At 58.1% G+C, this 21,728-nt stretch carries 18 protein-coding genes and 2 tRNA genes; 10 read left to right on the forward strand and 10 right to left on the reverse strand.

Annotation, left to right across the window (positions count from 1 at the left end):
- Positions 1-36: 36 nt before the first annotated feature.
- Both AC1DFB_RS07180 and AC1DFB_RS07185 read left to right on the forward strand, forming a co-directional pair.
- Positions 37-111: transfer RNA gene (locus tag AC1DFB_RS07180), tRNA-Asn, on the forward strand.
- 117 nt (positions 112-228) lie between these two features.
- Positions 229-303: transfer RNA gene (locus tag AC1DFB_RS07185), tRNA-Asn, on the forward strand.
- Between the two features lie 18 nt (positions 304-321).
- Here the strand turns inward: AC1DFB_RS07185 and AC1DFB_RS07190 are convergent.
- The 4 genes from AC1DFB_RS07190 to zwf all read right to left on the reverse strand — a co-directional run bounded on the left by AC1DFB_RS07190 (position 322) and on the right by zwf (position 5,786).
- Positions 322-1,941, reverse strand: coding sequence for a long-chain-fatty-acid--CoA ligase (locus AC1DFB_RS07190; protein ID WP_480922410.1), 1,620 nt, complete (start codon positions 1,939-1,941; stop codon positions 322-324).
- A gap of 106 nt (positions 1,942-2,047) precedes the next feature.
- Complete coding sequence (gene pgi / locus AC1DFB_RS07195; RefSeq protein WP_480922411.1) at positions 2,048-3,658, reverse strand: glucose-6-phosphate isomerase; 1,611 nt, start codon at positions 3,656-3,658, stop codon at positions 2,048-2,050.
- Positions 3,659-3,663: 5 nt separating this feature from the next.
- On the reverse strand, positions 3,664-4,335 hold the full coding sequence (pgl, locus tag AC1DFB_RS07200; RefSeq protein WP_170800685.1) for a 6-phosphogluconolactonase: 672 nt from the start codon (positions 4,333-4,335) through the stop codon (positions 3,664-3,666).
- Positions 4,332-5,786, reverse strand: coding sequence for a glucose-6-phosphate dehydrogenase (gene zwf, locus AC1DFB_RS07205; RefSeq protein WP_480922412.1), 1,455 nt, complete (start codon positions 5,784-5,786; stop codon positions 4,332-4,334). The genes pgl and zwf overlap by 4 nt, the downstream gene beginning before the upstream one ends.
- A gap of 163 nt (positions 5,787-5,949) precedes the next feature.
- On the opposite strand from zwf, the gene AC1DFB_RS07210 reads away from it, so the two are divergent.
- A complete protein-coding gene (locus AC1DFB_RS07210; protein WP_480922413.1) occupies positions 5,950-6,903 on the forward strand; it encodes a radical SAM protein in 954 nt (317 codons plus the stop codon).
- A gap of 3 nt (positions 6,904-6,906) precedes the next feature.
- On the opposite strand, the gene AC1DFB_RS07215 is transcribed toward AC1DFB_RS07210, so the two are convergent.
- Positions 6,907-7,176, reverse strand: a complete 270-nt coding sequence (locus AC1DFB_RS07215) for an usg protein (protein WP_039535770.1) — start codon at positions 7,174-7,176, stop codon at positions 6,907-6,909.
- 194 nt (positions 7,177-7,370) lie between these two features.
- On the opposite strand from AC1DFB_RS07215, the gene gyrA reads away from it, so the two are divergent.
- Both gyrA and trhA read left to right on the forward strand, forming a co-directional pair.
- Entirely contained in the window at positions 7,371-10,094 is a 2,724-nt protein-coding gene (gyrA, locus tag AC1DFB_RS07220) for a DNA gyrase subunit A (RefSeq protein ID WP_170509667.1), read from the forward strand.
- 126 nt (positions 10,095-10,220) lie between these two features.
- Positions 10,221-10,889, forward strand: coding sequence for a PAQR family membrane homeostasis protein TrhA (gene trhA, locus AC1DFB_RS07225; protein WP_480922414.1), 669 nt, complete (start codon positions 10,221-10,223; stop codon positions 10,887-10,889).
- A 23-nt stretch (positions 10,890-10,912) separates the two neighbouring features.
- Here the strand turns inward: trhA and AC1DFB_RS07230 are convergent, their stop codons facing one another.
- The 3 genes from AC1DFB_RS07230 to AC1DFB_RS07240 are packed head-to-tail and all read right to left on the reverse strand — an operon-like array spanning position 10,913 to position 14,335.
- Complete coding sequence (locus AC1DFB_RS07230) at positions 10,913-12,382, reverse strand: carboxypeptidase M32 (RefSeq protein ID WP_170396921.1); 1,470 nt, start codon at positions 12,380-12,382, stop codon at positions 10,913-10,915.
- A gap of 4 nt (positions 12,383-12,386) precedes the next feature.
- Positions 12,387-13,532 carry a heme A synthase gene (gene ctaA / locus AC1DFB_RS07235; RefSeq protein WP_170817822.1) on the reverse strand — a complete coding sequence of 382 codons (1,146 nt, stop codon included), beginning with the start codon at positions 13,530-13,532 and terminating at the stop codon, positions 12,387-12,389.
- 59 nt (positions 13,533-13,591) lie between these two features.
- Entirely contained in the window at positions 13,592-14,335 is a 744-nt protein-coding gene (locus AC1DFB_RS07240; protein WP_170396917.1) for an RNA methyltransferase, read from the reverse strand.
- Between the two features lie 164 nt (positions 14,336-14,499).
- Between AC1DFB_RS07240 and AC1DFB_RS07245 the strand changes: the two genes are divergently transcribed.
- From AC1DFB_RS07245 to AC1DFB_RS07260, 4 genes are all read left to right on the forward strand, one after another.
- Positions 14,500-15,120 carry a thiamine phosphate synthase gene (locus tag AC1DFB_RS07245; RefSeq protein ID WP_480704952.1) on the forward strand — a complete coding sequence of 207 codons (621 nt, stop codon included), beginning with the start codon at positions 14,500-14,502 and terminating at the stop codon, positions 15,118-15,120.
- A 55-nt stretch (positions 15,121-15,175) separates the two neighbouring features.
- Positions 15,176-16,069 (forward strand): PfkB family carbohydrate kinase, encoded by an 894-nt coding sequence (locus tag AC1DFB_RS07250; RefSeq protein ID WP_170509655.1) that lies wholly within the window; start codon positions 15,176-15,178, stop codon positions 16,067-16,069.
- On the forward strand, positions 16,066-16,980 hold the full coding sequence (locus tag AC1DFB_RS07255; RefSeq protein ID WP_170610888.1) for a pseudouridine-5'-phosphate glycosidase: 915 nt from the start codon (positions 16,066-16,068) through the stop codon (positions 16,978-16,980). Before AC1DFB_RS07250 ends, AC1DFB_RS07255 begins: the two co-directional genes overlap by 4 nt.
- 63 nt (positions 16,981-17,043) lie before the next feature.
- Positions 17,044-17,721 (forward strand): DUF502 domain-containing protein, encoded by a 678-nt coding sequence (locus AC1DFB_RS07260; RefSeq protein WP_170396909.1) that lies wholly within the window; start codon positions 17,044-17,046, stop codon positions 17,719-17,721.
- Here AC1DFB_RS07260 and AC1DFB_RS07265 read toward each other — a convergent pair whose 3' ends face one another.
- A complete protein-coding gene (locus AC1DFB_RS07265; protein ID WP_170734946.1) occupies positions 17,722-18,747 on the reverse strand; it encodes a patatin-like phospholipase family protein in 1,026 nt (341 codons plus the stop codon).
- Between the two features lie 64 nt (positions 18,748-18,811).
- Positions 18,812-19,585 carry a 3-hydroxybutyrate dehydrogenase gene (locus AC1DFB_RS07270; protein WP_170406053.1) on the reverse strand — a complete coding sequence of 258 codons (774 nt, stop codon included), beginning with the start codon at positions 19,583-19,585 and terminating at the stop codon, positions 18,812-18,814.
- A gap of 293 nt (positions 19,586-19,878) precedes the next feature.
- Between AC1DFB_RS07270 and AC1DFB_RS07275 the strand changes: the two genes are divergently transcribed.
- Positions 19,879-21,705 (forward strand): extracellular solute-binding protein, encoded by a 1,827-nt coding sequence (locus AC1DFB_RS07275; RefSeq protein ID WP_480922415.1) that lies wholly within the window; start codon positions 19,879-19,881, stop codon positions 21,703-21,705.
- The last annotated feature ends 23 nt before the right edge of the window (positions 21,706-21,728 follow it).

Raw genomic sequence — 21,728 nt, forward strand, 5'->3', positions numbered from 1 at the left:
GACGCCGAAAATACGGGTTGTTATACGCCCCTCAGTTCCGGCGTAGCTCAGCGGTAGAGCAGTTGACTGTTAATCAATTGGTCGTAGGTTCGATCCCTACCGCCGGAGCCAAATCACACCAAATTCTTCATAATTAGCTGCGTGAGCCACGGCGAAGTTTTTTCGCAGAAAAAACTCCACTACCCCACTGGACGCCGCAATTTGAGGTTGCTATACGGCGCGGACCGTTCCGGCGTAGCTCAGCGGTAGAGCAGTTGACTGTTAATCAATTGGTCGTAGGTTCGATCCCTACCGCCGGAGCCATTCTTCCCAGACTGGCACTTATACCATCAGCGCATCACTGAAATCCGAGCGCAACGTGCGTTTCAGGACCTTTCCGGTCGCGTTAAGGGGCAAGGCGTCGACGAACACGACCTTGTCGGGCACCTGCCATTTGGCGATTTTGCCGTCGAAGAATGCCAACAAATCCTGCTCGGTCGGTTCTTCGCCCTCGGCCTTCACTGCTACTAAAAGCGGGCGTTCGTCCCATTTCGGATGCGGCACGCCCACAACGGCAGCCGTCGCTAGTTGAGGGTGTGCGACCGCGATATTCTCCAACTCGACAGAGCTGATCCATTCACCCCCCGATTTGATGATGTCCTTCGATCGGTCGCGGATGGTCATGTACCCATCCGGGTCCAGTGTGGCAACGTCGCCAGTCGCGAACCAGCCATCCTGCAACAAGGCCTCATCCTGCATGTGGAAGTAGCTGTCCAGCACCCAATGGCCGCGCACCATCAGATCGCCCTGCGTTTCACCGTCATGGGGAAGATCTCTGCCATCATCATCGACGATTTTTAGTTCAACCCCAAAGGGCGGGCGGCCTTGGTTTTCGCGCAGCTTGTGCTGTGCCTCCATGGGCATGTCCAGATGTTTGGCCATCGGATAATTCGTCGTGCCCAGCGGGCTCATTTCGCTCATGCCCCAGGCGTGGACGGTATCGACGCCATAAGTTTCGCGGAACGTTTCAATCATTGAGGGCGGGCATGCCGCACCACCGATTACAGTACGATTGAGGCTTTTCAACTTGGTCCCGCATGTCGCGGCATGGGCCAGCAGACCTTGCCAAATGGTCGGTACGCCCATCGCCAGCGTGACGCCATATGTGTCGATCAGATTGACCAATGCCTCGCCATGCAATCCCGGCCCTGGCATCACCATTCGCGAACCAGACATAGCGCTGGCATAGGGCGAGCCCCAAGCGTTGACGTGGAACATTGGCACCACCGGCATCACCACATCCATGGCGGAATAGCCGATTACGTCGCGCGTGTTCGACGCGAAGCTATGCAGAACTGTAGAGCGGTGGGAATAGAGAACGCCTTTGGGGTTCCCAGTGGTACCCGAAGTATAACAGAGGCTGGAGGCAGTGTTTTCATCAAAGCTGGGCCACGCGTAGTCTGTATCACCGGTTTCAATGAGCTCGTCATAAAAAACCAACCCCGGCACCTGAGACAGCGCATCCTCGTCCCGCGCACCCATCAGCACATAGTACTGCACCTCGGTCAGATGCTCTTGCAGCGCGGCGACTAATGGCAGGAAAGTCGCATCGAAGAACAGGACCCGGTCCTGCGCGTGGTTGATGATATAGGTTAGTTGTTCGGGAAACAGACGCGGGTTGATCGTGTGGCAGACAAAGCCCGCGCCGGACACTGCATAGTAGATCTCAAGGTGGCGGCGGTTATTCCAGGCCAGCGTGCCCACGCGATCCTGCGGTTGCAGCCCCAGTTTCTCTAACGCCGAAGCCATCCGTCGGGCGTTCTGCGCGATCCCGGACCAGTTGGTCTCGGTCACGGTTCCGTCGGTCTCGACCGAGATGATCTCGGTCTGCCCGTGATAAAGTTCAGCATGTTCAATCAGCGACGAAATCAGCAAAGGCTGCGTCATCATCTGTCCCAGCATGGACATTCCTCCCATCGTCAGCGCTTGGCCGCGCCGTTATGTCTAGGCAACAACCCTGCCAAGAATTCAATTGTCTGACAATAAGAGAGTGCGGCAGGGTGCCGCGTCAACCGCGATGTCGCAATGCGTATCCAACCAGCGCCGAGGTCGAGCCATCTTTGCCTTCGGCGCTAACCTCACCGTCCACGATCGGCCCAAGTGACGTTGCCAATTCCTTGCCCAGCTCAACACCCCACTGATCGAACGAGTTGATTCCAAGCAGCACGCCTTCGACAAACACGCGGTGTTCATAAAGCGCAATGATTTGACCCAGCACAAACGGGGTAAGCTGCGGATAGATCAGCGTGGTTGACGGGCGGTCGCCCGAAAACACACGATGGCGCGCCTGCCGTTCCAACTCGTCGCCAGTCAGACCCTTTTCGGCCATGCGTGCGCGTGCAACATCCAGCGACCGACCCCGCATTAGCGCTTCGGACTGGGCCAAGCAATTAGCCAATAGAAGGCGATGATGATGGGCCAGTTCCGGCTCATGCCCGTTTGCTGCAACCATGAATTCGCAGGGAATCACATCGGTGCCCTGATGGATCAACTGATAAAAGGCGTGCTGTCCATTGGTGCCGGGTTCGCCCCAGACGACCGGTCCTGAAGGCATGGTCAGCGCGCTGCCATCCATCGTGACGGATTTGCCGTTCGATTCCATCTCAAGCTGTTGGAAATAGGCAGGCAGGCGCAGCAGACGCTGATCATATGGCAGAACTGCGCGGCTGGCATGCCCAAGCACCTGACGATGCCAGACCCCCACAAGCGCCAGCATAACTGGCAGATTTTCTGCCCATTCGGCGGATTGAAAGTGCAGATCCATCGCCTGACCGCCCCGTAGAAACGCGTCAAACGCGTTCGAGCCAACGGCGATCATTACCGGCAGTCCGACCGGCCCCCAGACCGAGTACCGCCCGCCGACCCAATCCGCGAAGCCAAACACCCGCGACTCGGGAATCCCGAAGGCCTGAGTCTTGTCAACAGCGCTGGAGACCGCTGCGAATTGCCGCGCCGGATCACCACCACCATCGACCATCCAAGCCCGCGCCGTGCGTGCATTGGTCATCGTCTCGATGGTCGTAAAGGTCTTCGAAGCGACAATCACCAGAGTCCGTGTCGGATCAAGCGGGCGCAGCGTATCCGCAATATGCGCGCCATCCACGTTTGAGACATAATGCAGCCTTGGCCCGTCGTGATAAGGTGCCAAGGCATGCGTCGCCATCACCGGCCCAAGGTCCGAGCCGCCGATGCCAATGTTGACCACATCCGTAAAGCTGCCCCCTGCCCCTTTGATCGCCCCGCCACGCACTTCTTCGGCAAAGACGCGCATTCGCTGCAAAGTGCCCAGTACGTCCGGCATTACGTCCTGACCATCGACCTCGACCGGGCCTCCGTCGAGATTGCGTAGCGCGGTATGCAATACAGCCCGGCCTTCGGTTTCGTTGATCTTTTCACCGGAGAACATCGCGGCCCGACGCTCTGCCAATTCGACTTGATCGCAAAGCTGGATCAGTGCCGCGCGGATATCTTCGTCGATTTGTGTCTTCGAATAGTCAAACAGCAGATCTCCGGTCGAAGCCGAGAAACCCTGCGCCCGGTTTGGATCGGCGTCAAACAGATCGAGTATCCGACGGCCCGTCTGTGTGGCTGCGAGTGAGTTCAATTGATCCAGCTGCATCGTGTTTACTCCGCCCAATGTACGGTCATGCCGCTGAGCACGGCCGCGATCGGAGCTTCCTCGGGTGGCAGTGACATGGCACGATCCAGGGCATTCCGTTTAGTTTCTCCGAATATGACGAGATGCTTGGACAAAGCGCCGTCCAGAACCGGACCCGTCAGCGTGATACGCGCTTCGGGCTGCACGTCGGTCCGCGCTACCGCCAGTGTCGGGGCGTTGTTGTTCAGAGCAGCAGACAAGCCCTGCATCCCCGGAAAGAGCGAGGCGGTATGCATGTCCTCACCCATACCCAGCACCAGAACCGATAGCGGCAGATGCGGGTTAATCAGGCTTTCGATCTCGGGCAAAACCGCCTCAGGCTCATGTTCCGCAACATAGAGCGGCATGTATTGTGCAATGGATGCGCGACTGGTCAGCAACCGTTCCCGGATCAACCTCTCGTTCGAACGCTCGTGATCACCCGGCACGCATCTTTCATCGGTCGGCAGTATGTGCACACGATCCCATTCCAGATCAGCAGCGCACAATCCATCAAAGATCGGCCCCGGTGTGGTTCCGCCCGGAATGGCCAACGAGACAGTATCATGATGTAGCAATGCGGCCTCAAGGTCTCCGGCCAATGCATTCGCGACATCAATCGCCAGCATGTCGCGATCGGCGTATTCTTTGATATTCATGGATTTATTCCTTGCCAGCGGCGGTGGTCTCGTTTCATCAGCAGCTCGGCGTCGCCCGGGCCGGTGCTGCCGTTTTCATATGGTTTGGGAACATCACCGCGCGCCTCCCAGCCCGCGATAATCGGATCGGTCCAGGCCCATGCGGCTTCTACTTCATCGCCGCGCATGAACAGGGTTTGGTTGCCGCGAATGACATCCATCACCAGCCGCTCATAAGCGTCGGGTGGGTCCTGGTTTTCAGGCCCAAGCGCTTCGGCAAAGCTCATGTCCAGCGGAACGTCAACCAGACGCATGCCTCCCTGCCCCGGCTCTTTAATTGTCACTTTCAAAGTGATGCCTTCATTGGGCTGCAACCGGATCGACAGGGCATTCGCATGACGCCCGGCCTCTTCGCCAAAAATCGAATGCGGAGCATCCTTGAACATCACATTGATGACCGAGGACCGCGCCACCAGCTCTTTGCCCGTGCGCAGATAGAACGGTGTGCCCGCCCAACGCCAATTGCTGATATGTGCGCGCAATGCGATGTAGCTTTCCGTCGTGGACCTTTGATTGCCGACAACTTCACGATACCCCCGGCCATCGGCACCGCCTGCAAACTGACCTCGTACGATATGGTGCGGCTCAACCGAATCCAACGCGCGTATGACCTTGAGTTTCTCATCGCGCACCGCGTCCGGATCAAATTTTGCGGGTGGTTCCATCGCGATCAGACACAAAAGCTGCATCAGATGGTTCTGCATCATGTCGCGCATGGCGCCAGCGCGCTCGTAATACTCTTCACGACCGTCAATGCCGACGGTCTCGGCCACAGTGATCTGAATGTGATCGACATACTGGCTGTTCCAAAGCGGTTCGAACAGCATGTTGCCGAACCGAACGGCCATAAGATTCTGAACGGTTTCCTTACCCAGATAATGATCGATCCGATAGATTTGCCCTTCGTCAAAATGCGCCGCCAGTGTCGCATTCAACGCGCGAGCACTTTCCAGATCGTGCCCAAAAGGCTTTTCGACGACGATACGGGTTTGCGGGGTGGCCAGATTGTGCGTCCTGATCTGTTCGGCCAGCGGGCCAAACAAACGGGGGCCTACCGAGAAATAGAAGGCCCTGACACGATCCGCATTCAGCATTTCGGCCAACTGGGCCCAACCATCTTCGGACAAAGCGTCAAGCGGGACATACTCCACGCGCTGCAGAAAACCGTTCACAGCCTCCTGATCTTTTGCCCGCTTCGGTGCGTGCTGGCGCAACGATTCGGCCACCATCTCGCGAAAGCCATCAACGCTCAGAGCGCCCCGCGCTGCGCCGATGATCCGGGTGGCCTCGGGCCACTGCCCGGCGCAGTAACGCCGAAACAGGGCCGGAACGATCTTGCGCTGCGCCAGATCGCCGGTTCCGCCGAATATGACCAGATCAAATGGGTCAACAGGTATGACACGAGAAACCATGGCTTTTCCTTACCTTGCCGCTTGGGGCATGTCCAATGTTAGCGCAACCAATCAGCAACTTTCTTCCCACATCAAAACTCTGTCAGCGAGGGGTAGATACTCTTAACTAAACCGGCACAAACGGTTAAGCCGGTTTGGCACAAGCACAGAACCGGATGCCGGAATGAAAGACAACGCCCTACAGGCTGCGAATATCGGGAAGTTTCAGAACAGTTTAGTGACAGCAGACGGGCAAACGCGCGCGTCCGTCGCGCTGACTCATCCCGAAACCCTTTGGTTCAACACCGGAACGCTGTGCAACATCGAGTGCATTAACTGCTATATCGCCAGCAGCCCAACCAACGATGCTCTGGTTTACATCACCGCCGACGAAGTCCGCGACTATCTGGATCAGATCGAACAGCGCCAATGGCCGATCCGCGAGATAGGCTTTACAGGTGGTGAGCCCTTCATGAACCCCGAGATGATCGAGATGACGCGCGTCGCGCTAGAGCGCGGGTACGAAGTTTTGATCCTGACCAATGCAATGCGGCCGATGATGCGCCGCAAAATGCGCGAGGGTTTACTGGAATTACAGCGCGACTACGCAGAAAAACTGACGCTGCGTGTCTCCGTCGACCACTACCGCCCCGATCTGCATGACGAAGAACGCGGCAAAGGCAGTTTTGCCAAAACTCTGACGGGGATGCAGTGGTTGCGGGATAACGGCTTTAGGATGGCCATTGCCGGGCGCACAGTCTGGGGGGATAGCGACGCTGAAAGCCGCGCGGGGTATGCAGCATTCTTTGCCAAGCACGGCTTTGACATCGATGCGCAAAATCCGGGCCAAACAGTTTTGTTTCCCGAGATGGACGAAACAGTTGAAGTTCCTGAAATCACAACCGCTTGCTGGGGCATCCTGGACAAAGCCCCTGATGCGGTGATGTGCGCCAACTCGCGTATGGTCGTCAAACGCAAAGGCGCCGAGCGTCCGGCGGTGCTGGCCTGTACGCTGCTGCCTTATTCGCCGGAGTTTGAATTGGGCGAAACCCTTGAAGAGGCCGAGGCCGACGTGCATCTGAACCACCCGCATTGCGCCAAATTCTGTGTATTGGGCGGCGCGAGCTGTTCGGCCTGAGGGCTAATTTACCCGAAACTCACCCACCATGTTGCGCCATTCCCCCGGCGCGATCATTTTACGGTGCGTGAACCTGACCGAGTGCAGCGGACCTTCAATCTCTTTCTGCCAGAATTCTACGAATTCGAACAGCTTCGGATGGTCCGGAGCAAGGTCGTAATCCTGCCAAATAAACGTGTTCAGTACGTGAATATAGTCGGGCATGTGGTAGAAAAATTCCGCCGTGGTCAGCCCGTACCCCTTAAGCATGAGTTCAGTTTCACTTTGCGCCATGCAGACCTCCAAATTTGTTACAAGGTCTAGTCAGAGTAACACGGAACTGCCCTAATACTTAGATAACAATATGTTACTCAGGTGTTACCGACCTAATTTGGCCGGGGAACGGTTGCTTGCTTGCACCTTATATGCCGGGTCTGATAAAGTGTATCCACAAGATATAGATCAAGAACAAGACACGGGCAGCCTACGTGAGCGATACGCCAGAAATCCCTGAAAACATGGACGAAACCCCGCCCGAGCGCCCCGTTTATGACGGCCCGACGGTATCCATCGAATCCGAAATGCGCACGTCCTATCTGGACTATGCGATGTCGGTCATTGTCAGCCGTGCGATCCCTGATCTGCGCGACGGGCTGAAACCGGTGCACCGGCGTATTCTCTACGCGATGCATGAGACCGGGAACACTCATGACAAGTCCTATCGTAAGTCGGCCCGTCCGGTTGGCGACGTGATGGGTAAGTACCACCCGCATGGTGATAGTGCGATCTATGACGCGCTGGTGCGGATGGCGCAGGATTTCTCGATGTCGCTGCCGCTGCTTGATGGTCAGGGCAACTTTGGCTCAATGGACGGCGATAACCCAGCGGCGATGCGTTACACCGAAGTAAGGATGGACAAACCCGCCGCGTCCCTGCTGGCCGATATCGAAAAAGAGACTGTCGATTTTCAGGACAACTATGACGGCAAAGACAAAGAGCCGACCGTCCTACCCGCCCGTTTCCCGAACATGCTGGTCAATGGTGCCGGTGGTATCGCCGTGGGTATGGCAACCAACATCCCACCGCATAACTTAGGCGAAGTGGTCGATGCCACGCTGGCGCTGATCGACGACCCGGATCTGACATCAGAACAACTGATCGAGTATGTGCCCGGCCCCGACTTCCCGACTGGCGGTGTGATGCTGGGCCGCTCAGGTGCGCGCAAAGCGTACCTTGAAGGCCGTGGCAGCGTTATCATCCGCGCCAAGACCCGCGTAGAAGAGCTGCGCAAGGATCGGTACGCCATCGTTGTCGACGAGATCCCCTATCAGGTGAACAAAGCCTCGATGATCGAAAAGATCGCCGAAGCCGTGCGTGAAAAACGCATCGAAGGCGTCAGCCACGTACAGGACGAATCCGACCGCAATGGTGTGCGTGTCGTGGTCGAACTGAAACGCGATGCAACGCCCGAAGTGGTGCTGAACCAGCTCTACCGCTTCTCGCCGATGCAGACCTCATTTGGTTGCAACATGCTGGCGTTGAACGGCGGTCGGCCTGAACAGCTGACCCTGCGCCGCTTCCTAACCTCGTTCATCGACTTCCGCGAAGATGTTGTTGCCCGCCGCACAGCCTATGACTTGCGCAAGGCGCGTGAGCGCAGTCACATCCTGTGTGGTCTGGCCGTGGCCGTTTCGAATGTTGACGAAGTGGTTGCCACGATCCGCTCGTCGGCAGACGCTGCTGAAGCGCGCGAGAAACTGATGACCCGCCGCTGGCCTGCATCCGAGATCGAAGGCTATCTACGCCTGATCGACGATCCGCTGTCCAAGATGAATGACGACGGCACCTATAACCTGACCGAGGTACAGGCCCGCGCCATTCTCGAACTGCGGCTGCAGCGTCTGACCCAACTGGGTGTCAAGGAAGTCACGGACGAACTGGAAGAACTGGCCGACAAGATCAAGGAATACTTGGATATTCTGTCTTCGCGTGAGCGCATCATGGGCATCATCGCCGATGAGCTACGCAGCGTGCGCGAGCAGTTCGCCGTCGACCGCCGCACCGAGATCGTTGACTGGTCCGGTGATATGGAAGACGAAGACCTGATCGAACGCGAAGATATGGTCGTGACTGTCACCTCAGGCGGCTACATCAAACGCACCCCACTGGCCGATTTCCGGGCGCAAAAGCGTGGCGGCAAAGGCCTGTCGGGTATGCAGACCAAGGAAGAGGATGTTGTCACCAATCTCTTCGTGGCGAACACGCATACGCAACTGCTGTTCTTCACCACCGAAGGCATGGTCTACAAGCTCAAGACCTGGCGTCTGCCGCAATCCAGCCGGACCGGTAAGGGCAAGGCGATCGTCAACATCCTGCCGATCCCGACCGGTGTTTCGATCGCGGCGATCATGCCCGTAGATGTGCCGGATGAAGAGTGGGAGAACCTGCAAATCGTCTTCGCCACCAGTGCAGGTGACGTCCGCCGCAATCGTCTGTCAGATTTCACGAACGTCCGCCGCAATGGCAAGATCGCGATGAAACTGCCCGAGGATGTGGAACTGGTAAACGCCCGCATCTGTTCAGAAGATGAAGACGTGATGCTGGTCACCAATTCGGGCCGTGCGATCCGATTCCGGACCACTGATGTGCGCGTTTTCAATTCGCGCGAATCTACCGGTGTGCGCGGCATCAGGCTGAGCAATGGCGACCGTGTCGTCTCGATGTCCGTAATTCGCCATTTCGAGGCCGACCCGGACGAGCGCGCCGCCTACCTCAAGATGCGCCGCGCAGTCGCGGGCATTGCGGATGACGGCGAAATGGACGAGGACGAAGCCGCGCCTGGCAGTATCACGCAGGAACGCTATGCTGAGATGTCGGCAGCCGAGAACCTGATCTTGACCATCACGTCGGGCGGCGCGGGCAAGCTGAGCTCCAGTCACGACTACCCTGTCCGCGGTCGCGGTGGCATGGGTGTGGCGGCGATGGACAAAGCCATGCGCGGTGGCGAACTGGTTGCCTCCTTCCCCGTAGAAATCGACGATCAGATCATGCTGGCTACCTCGAAAGGCCAATCGATCCGGGTGCCGGTCGAGGGCATCTCGTTCCGCTCCCGCAGCGCGGGTGGTGTGCGTGTATTCAACACCGGTAAAGGCGAAGAAGTCGTCAGTGTGGCCTGGATCGCCGACCAGGGTGACGAAGAAGCCGAGGAATAACAAAGCACTACAGAAGTGTAACAAAACGCCCGTATTGCGGGCGTTTTTGTTACTCAGTGTCACGTTCCTGCCAACGGCACGAGGGTGGGCTTGCCCCAGCAGACCCGGCACGCCTAGCATTTCGATATGTGGTCATTCGCCCATATCCGACCTGCCTACAGCCGTGCTGAGCGAATAAGTGACGGTGTTGTTCATGTGCTGGGTGTTTCTTCGGCGGTGATCGCAGCGCCTATGCTGATCATCATGACAGTCTTCTATCGGTCAGACCCGGCGGCGGTTTTGGGCGCCTCGATCTATGGAATAACTCTGGTTTTGATGCTGACGTTCTCGGTGCTCTACAACATGATCGAGCATGATGAGTGGGCAGAGTTTCTGCGCCGCCTTGATCACTCGGGTATCTATGTGAAGATCGCAGGAACTTATACGCCGTTCCTGCTGCTCTCGGCTTCACAACCTCCGGGACTTTTGCTGGGGCTGTGGTCTTCTGCGACGCTGGGCTCTGTTCTGAAGATGATCGACCCGAACCGCTTCCGCTGGTTCGGGCTGGCGCTGTATCTTCTGATGGGATGGGCCGCGGTTTGGGCCGGACAATCCATGTTGGCCGAACTTTCACCCCTTACCCTTACTTTAATGATCGCCGGAGGCCTCATCTATACCGCAGGCGTGGTATTTTACCTTCTGGACTGGCTGCCCTACCACAACACCATCTGGCACGTGTTTGTATTGGCAGGAAGCGGCCTTTTCTTCGCCGCTGTTGCCTTGCGTATCGAAATGGTACCGTCAGGGCCAGTGTAACGCCGGAGCGCCACGAACACGCCTCAAAGCCCGTACAACGCCCCGAACTTCTGCTCCAGATAAGCCAACAGCGGCTCCGGCCCTGGTTCCACCCCACTGGCGCGCTGAATGATTTCGCGGGGCGCGTACAGTCCTCCATGCTGCTGCACATGCTCTCGAAGCCAACCGGTCGCCCCGGAAGTATCGCCAGCTGCCAACTGCCCCTCAAGTCCGGGAATTGCCGCGCGCAGTGCTTGATACAGGCATCCGGCATATACATTGCCCAGTGAATAGGTCGGGAAATAGCCAAACAGGCCAACCGACCAGTGTACGTCCTGCAAGCATCCATTCGAGGGCTTGTCGACCGCATAACCAAAATCTGCTTTGAAGCGGTTGTTCCAGGCGGCTTCAAGGTCGCCGACCTGCAAGTCACCGGCCATCAGTGCGCGTTCCAAATCAAACCGCAGCATGATGTGCAGATTGTACTGCACCTCATCCGCCTCGGTCCGGATATAGCCGTTGTGGACGCGGTTGACGGTGGCATAGAACGCATCTGCATCGGCGATGCCAAAATCACCGAACGCCTCTTTCATCTGGTCAAACAGCCATCCGGTAAAGGCGCGCGAGCGGCCCAGCTGGTTTTCGTAAATCCGGCTTTGGCTTTCATGCACACCCATCGACACACCACGTCCCAGCGGGGTCAGCAGGTAATCGCGGTCGATGCCCTGCTCATAGGCGGCGTGGCCAACCTCGTGAATGGTCGAGTAAAAGCAGTTGAACGGATCGGTCTCGCTGGTGCGAGTGGTGATCCGAACGTCCAGCCCGCTGCCCGAGCTGAACGGATGCACAGCCTTGTCGACGCGGCCATTGTTCAGGTCATAGCCGAATGTCGTTGCCAGTTTCTGCGTCAGGCGCATCTGGGTCAGTTCGTCAAAGTTGCCGGTCAGCGCGACAGGTTCCGGGCGATCCAGAACGGCGGCGCGAAGAGCCACCAGACGTGGGCGCATTTCGTCAAAGATCGCAGCGATCTGAGCGCCGGTTGTGTAGGGCTCGTAATCCTCGACCATCGCGTCATAAACGTCGCCACCCTGTGCCAGCGCTTCACCTTCTTGCCGTTTCAGCGAGACAACTTCTTCCAGCACCGGCAGGAAGGCTGAGACATCTTCGTCCGCTCGCGCCTGGGCCCATGTGCCCTGCGCGGCGGATGTCACGCGTGCAATCGCCGTCGCCAGATCGGCGGGCACCTTCACCGCGCGGTCATAGGCGCGGCGTATCTCACGCAGTTGTGCCTTGCCGACCTCATCTTGCGGTGCGGCCTGCTCCAACCATTCGGCAACGCGAGAGTCAGAGCGGCGAGCATGCAATACAGCCTCGATCGCTGCCATTTCCTCGGCCCGTTGCGGCGCGGCACCGCGCGGCATCACCGTTTCCTGGTCCCAGCCGAGCCTACCGGCAATCTGGCCCAGGGCCGAGGTTTCGCGCTGAAAGGCCATCAAGTCGTTGTATGCTGTCATGGGGTCATGCTCCGCGCACAGATGTTGCGATAGGGTAAGCTGTCAGGAAGCGGGCGCGCAGGATCAGGGTCCAGACGACCACGGCCATGAACTGGTGGAAAATGGCGATCTGCCAAGGTGCCGCATAGACGACTGTGATGATGCCCACGACCACTTGCAGTGACAAAGCTGCGAACATGGCGTTGAAGGCAAAGCGGGTCTGTGGGTGCGCGCTGCTGCCACCGCGCCGCCAGACTATGATGGCGAAAATAAACAGCAGATAGCCGACGCAACGGTGGATAAACTGCACCAGACCGGGACTTTCAAAGAAGTTACGCCACATCGGTTCCAGCATGGCCGCATCGGGCGGCAGCAACTGACCGCCAATCAGGGGCCAGTCAGTGTAGGACCTCCCCGCGTCGATCCCGGCCACCAGCGCACCGATGAGGATTTGCAGGAAGGTGAAGTGCAGCAGTCCGGTCGATATCGAGAAAAGCTTAGCCTCTTTCGCGCGGCGGGCCTGCATCAGGTCACGTTCGTCACGGCCAAGTTCAAAGATGTACCAGGCAAGAAAGCCGAGGATCACGAAGGCCAAGCCAAGATGCGTTGCCAGACGATAGCTGGCAACGGCGGTCATGCCTTCACCCTGTGTGACGCCCGAGGCGACCATCCACCAGCCTACAGCACCCTGAACACCGCCAAGCAGGCCGGGGATCAGCAGCTTACCAGCCCATCCTGTCGGAATCTTGCGGGTCACAAGGAAACCGATAAATCCAACGGCCCAAACCAATCCTATCACGCGGCCCAACTGGCGATGGCCCCATTCCCACCAATAGATGGTTTTGAAATCATCCAGCTCCATCCATTGGTTCTGAATGCGCCACTGGTCAATCTGCTTGTATTTGTCGAATTCGGCTTGCCAGTCGGCGGCGTTCATCGGTGGGATCGCACCCGTAATAGGTCGCCATTCGGTGATCGATAGTCCACTGTCGGTCAGCCGCGTGAGCCCGCCCACGGCAATCATGATCACGACCAGCGCGAACAGGATCATCAGCCAAACCCGGATCGCGGCCCGCGCACCGCCACGCCCCCGGTCGATCATACCGGGTTGGACGGCCTGTTGTTTTTCGCTGTCCGAGACCTCTTCGAAGATGCTGCGCTTACCGCTCATGCTGTCCTCATGTCCTGATTTCGTCGCAAGCTATGGTTTGGCGGAAGATAGGTCCAGCCTCAGCTTTTGTCTTTCCAGCGGACCATCTGCCGCATGATCCCGTGAAGCATCTGTACATCGGCCCGTGTCATCCGCATCCGCGACCACAGATTGCGCAGGTTCACCTTCATTCCTTCGGCTTTTTCCGGCGGATAAAAGAACCCGGCCTGTTCCAGACGGTCCTCATAATGCTCGACCAACTTTTCAACCTCGATCCCGGTCGCCCAATCGCCCTTGCCCAGATCAGTTGCCTCATGCACGACATCCCCGGTCTGGCGCATCCATTCATAGGCGGTCAGCAGAACGCACTGCCCGAGGTTCAACGACGCATATTCCGGATTCACTGGCACCGAGATAATCGCATTGGCCTTGGCGATATCCTCATTCTCAAGCCCTGCCCGTTCCGGGCCAAATAGAACAGCGACCTTTTCGCCCGCCGCCACTTTCTGCGATGCAAGCTGCATTGCGCGCTCCGGGCTATAGACAGGCTTGGTCAACCCACGTTGCCGCGCTGTGGTGGCGAAGACAAAGGTGGTGTCCTCCAGCGCGCCCGCCAGATCGTCAAATAACTGCGCCTCATCCAAAAGCCGCCCGGCCCCGCTGGACATCGCCACCGCCTTGGGGTTGGGCCAGCCGTCGCGCGGTGCCACGATCCGCATCCGATCCAGCCCAAAGTTCCACATCGCCCGCGCGGCAGCACCGATGTTCTCACCCATCTGAGGGCGCACCAGAACAAAAGACGGCTGTGATGTATCGCTGGGCATGGCTAACTCCGAAAAACTCCGCTTGCTCTAATGGCCGCATGGGTCGAGGGCAAGTCGGCCCGGCGTCTTCTGTTCGCAAAAGGGTACGTAGCCGGCATAAAAGTTTGCTTCCCCCGCGCAATCCGCTAAACCGCGCGAAAGATGACAAACCCGAAGGACGCGCCATGGACACCCCCGAGCAGCCGCAGATTTACCTGATCACGCCTCCTACCATCGCGCTGAGTACATTCCCTGATCAATTGGGCCACGTATTGGACGGGTCTGAAATTGCATGTATCCGCCTCGCCTTGGCTGGAAGCGACGAAGATACCATCGCGCGCGCCGCCGATGCTTGCCGCGAAGTTGCGCATGCGCGCGATGTAGCCATCGTGATTTCCAACCATGTATTGCTGGCGCAGCGGTTGGGTCTGGACGGGGTGCATCTGGATGACGGCGCGCGGTCTGTCAGGGCAGCCCGCAAGGAGCTGGGCACGGATGCGATTGTCGGCAGTTTTTGCGGGTCTTCCAGTCATGACGGGATGACTGCTGGTGAAAGTGGCGCGGATTACGTGGCCTTTGGCCCGGTTGGTTCAGCCACGCTGGGCGATGGTACTCAGGCCGAAAAGGACCTGTTCCAATGGTGGTCCGAAATGATCGAGGTTCCCGTCGTGGCCGAGGGCGGCCTGACGTCCGATCTGATCCGAGACCTCACCCCCTGCACCGATTTCTTCGGCATCGGAGAGGAAATCTGGTCGCAAGATAACCCGTTGGAGGCGCTGAACTCTCTGATTGCCGCAATGCGCTGAGGGATGCGAGCGTTAACCCTTGCACCCGCGTCGGGGCTGCGGCATGACACAAGGCATGAACAAGAACAGCGAAATTTTGTGCATCGGCTCGGTCCTTTGGGACGTGATCGGACGCTCGGCCAGCGCCATGCGACAGGGCTCGGATGTACCCGGCCGCATTACTCGCCTGCCGGGTGGCGTCGCCATGAACATCGCCATGACGCTGGTGCGGTTCGGAATGACCCCGACTTTGCTGACCGCAATTGGCCGCGACGCTGAAGGGGATGAACTGGTCCGGTCCTGCGCGCGTTTGGGGATGGTCACCGATCACATCTATCGCTCGCAAGACCTGCCAACCGACAGATATATGGCGGTTGAAGGAGCCAACGGGCTGATCGCCGCCATTGCCGATGCGCATTCGCTTGAAGCTGCCGGAGCCAAAATCCTGCGTCCCTTGATGCATGGTCCGCTGGGCTATGAAAATACACCATTCGAAGGGCCCATCGCGCTGGACGGTAACCTCACGCTGACCTTGCTTGAAGAGATCGCCCAAAGCCCCGCCTTCGCCAAAGCCGACCTGCGCGTCGCCCCGGCCTCGCCCGGCAAGGCAGAACGGCTGCTGCCCTTCCTCAAACACGCCCGTGCAACGCTCTATGTGAATCTCGAAGAGGCCGGACTGCTTTGCCAGCGCGAGTTCACCGATTCCGAGAGCGCCGCCAAAGGCCTGCTGGACCGTGGCGCGTTGCGGGTTCTTGTGACCGATGGCGGCAACTCGGCCACCGTCGGGGATGCTGACGCCGTCTTGACCCAAACACCCCCTTCCGTTCTGGTCACCCGCGTGACCGGCGCGGGTGACACTTTCATGGCCGCCCATATCGCCGCCGAGGCGAATGGTGCCGACAGCGACGCGGCACTCAGCCGCGCGCTGCGCGCCGCTGCAACTTATGTTTCCGGAGAAACCCCACTGTGATCACCATTCATTATTCTGCAGAGGTCCGCGCCGCCAAGGATGCGGGCCAACCGATCGTGGCATTGGAAAGCACCATCATCACCCATGGCATGCCCTACCCCCAGAACATCGAGGTCGCGGCACAGGTTGAACAAGACATCCGCGATGCGGGCGCCGTTCCAGCAACGATTGCCGTTATTGACGGAGTTTTGCACGTCGGCCTCGAAGCCGACCAGCTGAGCGCATTGGGTCAGGCGCAAGGCGTCGCCAAACTGTCACGCGCTGACATGGCCGCCTGCCTCGCCACAGGCGGCACCGGGGCCACCACCGTCGCCGCAACAATGATCGCCGCACATTATGCAGGCATTGAGGTCTTCGCCACCGGAGGCATCGGTGGGGTGCATCAGGGGGCCGAAACCTCCTTCGACATCTCCGCCGACCTGCACGAGCTCGCGCAGACCCCGGTGACTGTGGTCGCGGCCGGGGCTAAAGCCATCCTCGACCTCGCCAAAACGCTTGAAGTTCTGGAAACGCTCGGCGTCCCCGTCATCGCCCACGGACAGGACGAGTTCCCGGCCTTCTGGTCCGCAAAATCACCCTTGGCAGCCCCGCTGCGCATGGATGATGCCGCTGACATAGCAAAAGCCCACGCAACACGGCGTGCGTTAGGGCTGCCGGGTGGTCAGTTGGTCGCTAACCCGATCCCGCAAGCCGACCAAATCCCGTCCGAGGAACTGGCCCCGATCATCGCCTCTGCCCAGGCAGACGCCGAGGCGCACCGCATCACCGGCAAAGGCGTCACGCCTTATCTGCTGCAGCGTATCTATGAACAGACCGAGGGCCGTTCGCTTACCGCCAACATCGCATTGGTACGCAACAACGCCCGACTGGCAGCGGCCATCGCGCGTGCGCTGATGGAATCAGCCCACTGACCCCAGCTATTGCACCAAGCGCCCGGACTGCTTACCTAATTCCGCAAACCACTCAGGACCGCAATGAACACTCCGTTTGACGAAGAACCCCACCGACGCCCCGGCCTGTTCTCCCGGCTACGCGCGTCCTTTCTGACTGGTATCGTCGTCATTGCTCCGGTGTGGCTGACCATCTGGTTGATCTGGTCTGTAGTGGGTTGGATTGACAGCGCAGTCTTGCCGCTGATCCCGCAGCGGTTCCAGCCGTCCGAATATGTCGGCATCAACCTGCGCGGCGTCGGCGTAGTCATATTCTTGCTGTTCACGATCATCGTTGGCTGGATCGCCAAAGGTATCCTGGGTCGTTCATTGATCCATTTCGCCGAAAGCGTCGTCGACCGCATGCCCGTGGTCCGTTCAGTTTATTCTGGGATTAAACAAATCTCGGAAACTGTGTTCGCCCAGACCGAACGCTCTTTCGAAAAAGCCTGCCTGATCCAGTATCCGCGCCGGGGCATCTGGGCAATCGGCTTCGTCTCGACAACGGCGCGCGGTGAAGTGAGCGATCGCGCCGAAACCGGGGGCGAGTTGCTAAGCGTGTTTGTCCCGACAACCCCAAACCCCACATCCGGGTTCCTGTTGTTTTTCCCCGCAGAGGATGTGATCCTGCTGGATATGTCCATAGAGGATGCAGCCAAACTGGTGATCTCAGCGGGTCTGGTTTACCCGAATGACAAAGACCCAACCCAGCCGCCTGAATAATCAACCAAACATTGCGGGCAAATCGACCGTGCTTCGCTGACCCAGATCGTCCTTATGCGCGCTCAGAAACTGATCCGCCGCATCGCGCCCGGACTGTTTCAGCCGGTTCAGCACAACCGGGTTTGGCACGATCTTGGTGGCCGCCGAAAGGTCGTTCATCAAAGCGTCATCAGCGATCATATGCACAAGCACCCGGCTCATCTCACCAGCCTTCAGCTTGCCTTCGGCCAGAAGCCGTTGAACGAAATTGATCGCACGCAGCTCGCGAAACAACGATGAGTTAAAGCTGATCTCATTGATCCGGTTCTGAATCTGCTGCGGCGTTTTAGGCACCTCATCGCGTTCCAGCGGGTTGATGTTCACAATCACCACATCATCTGGCAAATCCCCACCGAACAACGGATAAAGCGCCGGGTTTCCGGTATAGCCGCCATCCCAATACGCTTCGGTCCGCTCGGATTTCGGGTCATAGATCTCAACCGCCTGAAACAGGTTCGGCAAGCAGGCCGAGGCCAGAATCGCATCGGTCGAAATCTCCTCGCCTGTGAACACGCGAATCTTGCCGCTGCGCACACAGGTGGCGCAGACAAACAGCGCGGGCCCTTCGTCTGCACAAATCTCATCAAAGTTGAACCGATCCACAACCGGGGTGAGCGGATTGCGATAAAACGGCCCATAAGCGTAAGGCGATACCAGCCGCGACCATGCTTCGGCCATCGAGAACGGAACGGAGTACTCCAACGCTTGTGCAACATGAGCAGGCTCAATGCCCCGCATCCAATGGGCAATTCGCATATCGCCGACGGCACCCATGCGTTTCCAAAGCCCATCCAGACACGCCCGCGCCCCGTCGCGCCCTGCATGCACCATCCCTGATTTGAACGCTGCCCCGTTCAGCGCGCCGGCCGAAGTCCCAGTGATCGCGGCAACCTCGATATCCTCTTCATCCAGCAATCGATCCAGTACACCCCAGGTAAACGCGCCATGCGCCCCACCGCCCTGCAATGCCAGATTGATCCGTTTCATGGTTCCGCCTCTTCATCTGGCCAGAAATACCTCGGGGGTATGGGGGCAGAGCCCCCATGGTCCCTCACAATGCCGTCCATCCCCCATCCACGGATATCGTCGTTCCTGTGATCTGTGCCGCTGCATCCGAGCACAAGAAGATCGTAGTTCCGCCCAGCTGCTCGACCGTGGCAAACTCCTTCGACGGCTGCCGCTCCAGCAGGATGTTCTTCACCACATCCTCACGGCTCATATTGTACTCTTTCATCGTGTTGGGAATTTGCGCCTCAACCAATGGAGTCAGTACGTATCCCGGACAAATAGCATTGCAGGTAATCGGCTCCTGCGCAGTCTCTAGCGCCACGGTCTTGCTCATTCCGACGACACCATGCTTTGCCGCGATGTAAGCCGCCTTGTAGGGCGAGGCCGTCAGACCGTGAGCCGAGGCAATATTCACGATCCGCCCCCAACCCGCCGCGCGCATCATCGGAAGCGCTGCCGCCATCGTATGAAAGACCGAATTCATGTTGATCGCGATGATCGCATCCCATTTGTCCGACGGAAACTGATCGATCGGAGCCACATGCTGAATGCCGGCGTTGTTCACCAGAATGTCACAAGCACCTGCCTGTTCGATCAGTGCACGGCATTCATCGCCCTTGGACATATCTGCCTTGATATAGCGCGCGTTGGTTCCCGTCTCTTTGCCAATCTCGGTGGCCAGCGCATGATCTTCATCACGGTCGTTGAACGAATTCAGCACCACATCCGCCCCGGCCTTCGCCAGCTCACGCGCGATGCCCAGCCCAATCCCCGAATTCGACCCCGTGACGACGGCTGTTTTGCCCGACAGACTCATGGCACTCTCCTTATGAGTTTTTGTTTCTCAAACACAGTGCCATGCTGCACCTGCAAAGAAAACGGGGAATGATCTGATCCGCGCACCCGCACGAGTTTTGCCAAAAAAAACGCCCGCACGAAGCGGGCGTTAAGTTATTGAGGCAGGTTTCATACAGGCAAGAAACCTATCGAGCAGTAGAACCTTTATAAGCAATTCCACGCCCTCGTCCAAGCTAAAAGTTTGATAATAAGAAAAATCATGGCTACGGTGAATCCCAAACAAAATAAGGCCAGAGCAGGATTGTTTCCAAAATGAGCCCCGATTATCTCCGCCCCCTTCGTCCCGCGATTGTGGGAATCACCTGTATTTTCGCCGCCTCAATGGCGTCAGCAGAATCGGCCCATGGCATAGCTATGTATGGTGACCCGGCCCTACCACCGGATTTTGTGTCGCTACCCTACGCAAATCCTGACGCGCCCAAGGGCGGCAAGGTCGTATTTGGCAATACCGGCGGCTATAACAGTCTGAACCCGTTTGTGCAAAAAGGTACCGCGCCGTGGCAGTTGCGATTTTGGACTCATGAAAGCCTGATGGGCCGCTCCTGGGACGAACCTTTCACTCTTTACGGGTTGTTAGCCGAATCAGTTGAGACGGATTCGGACCGCACATGGGTCGAATTCACGCTGCGCGAAAATGCTGAATTCTCGGATGGATCGCCGGTCACTGTCGATGACGTGATATGGTCGTATGAGACACTGGGCACCGAAGGCCACCTGCGATATCGCGGGCTGTGGGGCAAGATTGATAGCATTGAACAGACTGGACCGCGCAACGTTCGGATCACCTTTAACGAACCGGATCGCGAACTGGCCCTGATCGCCGGAATGCGCCCGATCCTGCAAAAAGCGCAGTGGGAGGGAAAGTCGTTCGCTGACGCTCAACTACACGATATACCCATCGGTTCCGGACCATACGTAATCGATGACTATGAGGCTGGCCGCTATGTGAACCTGCGTCGCAATCCTGACTATTGGGGTGCCGATATCCCCTACCGCAAGGGCACGATGAATCTGGATGACATGCGGATTGAGTTCTACGGCGACGGCACAGTCGCGTTTGAAGCGTTCAAAGCTGGCGAGCTTTCGGCCGTTCGTGAATTCAACGCGGATAAATGGAACACGCAGTACAACTTCCCAGCGGTTCAGCGCGGTGATGTTGTGAAGACGGAAATTCCCCATCAAAAACCATCGGGCATGACCGGCTTTGTCATGAACACACGCAAGGCGCCATTCGATGACTGGCGCGTACGCGAGGCGCTGACGCTGGCCTTCAACTTCGAGTTCATCAACGACACCATTACAGGCGGGGCGCAGCCCAGGATCACCTCCTATTTCTCGGGTTCGGAATTGGGGATGCAACCCGGACCGGCCACTGGTCGTGTCGAGGAATTGCTTCAACCTTACGCCGCCGAGTTGGCACCGGGCACGCTGGATGGATATGAATTGCCTCAAAGCGATGGAACCGAACGCAACCGCCGAAATATCCGCAAAGCGCTTAAACTGCTGGAAGAGGCCGGATGGACCATTCAGGACGGCCAGCTTCGCAACGCCAGCGGTGAGCCGTTTGTGATTGATCTGGTCATCAGCCAGGGCAGCCTGAACGTGGTCCAGGATGTCGGCGTGATCGCGGAAATTTACGCCCGCGCCCTCGAACGCCTGGGTATCCAGTTGACAGTCGAGAAAGTAGATGACGCGCAATATACTTCACGCATCGATGCGCAAGATTTTGACATGACCCCGTTCCGTCGAGCGCTGTCGCTCTCGCCAGGCAACGAACAACGTCTGTATTGGGGCAGCGAAAACGCAAATGCTCCCGGGACGCGGAATGTTATGGGCCTGACCTCGCCCGCCGTGGACGGGCTGATCGACGCGATGCTGGCCTCGGAAAGCCACGAGGATTTTGTTGCGGCAACGCGCGCGCTGGATCGTGTTCTGACAGCGGGTCGCTATGTCATTCCTATCTGGAGCTTTGATGTCGGCCGTATCGCCCATGTCAAAGAGCTGAAACAACCCGACACTCTGCCAATTTATGGCGATGGGCCAGAATATATGCCACAGGTCTGGTGGTTTCAGGATTGACGAGTCCTTTCTATTTCAATATT

It is taken from the genome of Ruegeria sp. S84, assembly GCF_056583445.1.

Excerpts from the sequence above, each read along its gene's own strand:
- AC1DFB_RS07215 (WP_039535770.1), bottom strand. The coding sequence starts at position 7,176 with ATGGCGCAAAGTGAAACTGAACTCATGCTTAAGGGGTACGGGCTGACC.
- AC1DFB_RS07250 (WP_170509655.1), top strand. The coding sequence starts at position 15,176 with ATGAACAAGAACAGCGAAATTTTGTGCATCGGCTCGGTCCTTTGGGAC.
- pgi (WP_480922411.1), bottom strand. The coding sequence starts at position 3,658 with ATGCAGCTGGATCAATTGAACTCACTCGCAGCCACACAGACGGGCCGT.
- trhA (WP_480922414.1), top strand. The coding sequence starts at position 10,221 with ATGTGGTCATTCGCCCATATCCGACCTGCCTACAGCCGTGCTGAGCGA.
- AC1DFB_RS07210 (WP_480922413.1), top strand. The coding sequence starts at position 5,950 with ATGAAAGACAACGCCCTACAGGCTGCGAATATCGGGAAGTTTCAGAAC.
- AC1DFB_RS07275 (WP_480922415.1), top strand. The coding sequence starts at position 19,879 with ATGAGCCCCGATTATCTCCGCCCCCTTCGTCCCGCGATTGTGGGAATC.
- AC1DFB_RS07190 (WP_480922410.1), bottom strand. The coding sequence starts at position 1,941 with ATGCTGGGACAGATGATGACGCAGCCTTTGCTGATTTCGTCGCTGATT.
- AC1DFB_RS07230 (WP_170396921.1), bottom strand. The coding sequence starts at position 12,382 with ATGACAGCATACAACGACTTGATGGCCTTTCAGCGCGAAACCTCGGCC.
- zwf (WP_480922412.1), bottom strand. The coding sequence starts at position 5,786 with ATGGTTTCTCGTGTCATACCTGTTGACCCATTTGATCTGGTCATATTC.
- AC1DFB_RS07240 (WP_170396917.1), bottom strand. The coding sequence starts at position 14,335 with ATGCCCAGCGATACATCACAGCCGTCTTTTGTTCTGGTGCGCCCTCAG.
- ctaA (WP_170817822.1), bottom strand. The coding sequence starts at position 13,532 with ATGAGCGGTAAGCGCAGCATCTTCGAAGAGGTCTCGGACAGCGAAAAA.
- AC1DFB_RS07245 (WP_480704952.1), top strand. The coding sequence starts at position 14,500 with ATGGACACCCCCGAGCAGCCGCAGATTTACCTGATCACGCCTCCTACC.
- AC1DFB_RS07260 (WP_170396909.1), top strand. The coding sequence starts at position 17,044 with ATGAACACTCCGTTTGACGAAGAACCCCACCGACGCCCCGGCCTGTTC.
- pgl (WP_170800685.1), bottom strand. The coding sequence starts at position 4,335 with ATGAATATCAAAGAATACGCCGATCGCGACATGCTGGCGATTGATGTC.
- AC1DFB_RS07265 (WP_170734946.1), bottom strand. The coding sequence starts at position 18,747 with ATGAAACGGATCAATCTGGCATTGCAGGGCGGTGGGGCGCATGGCGCG.
- AC1DFB_RS07270 (WP_170406053.1), bottom strand. The coding sequence starts at position 19,585 with ATGAGTCTGTCGGGCAAAACAGCCGTCGTCACGGGGTCGAATTCGGGG.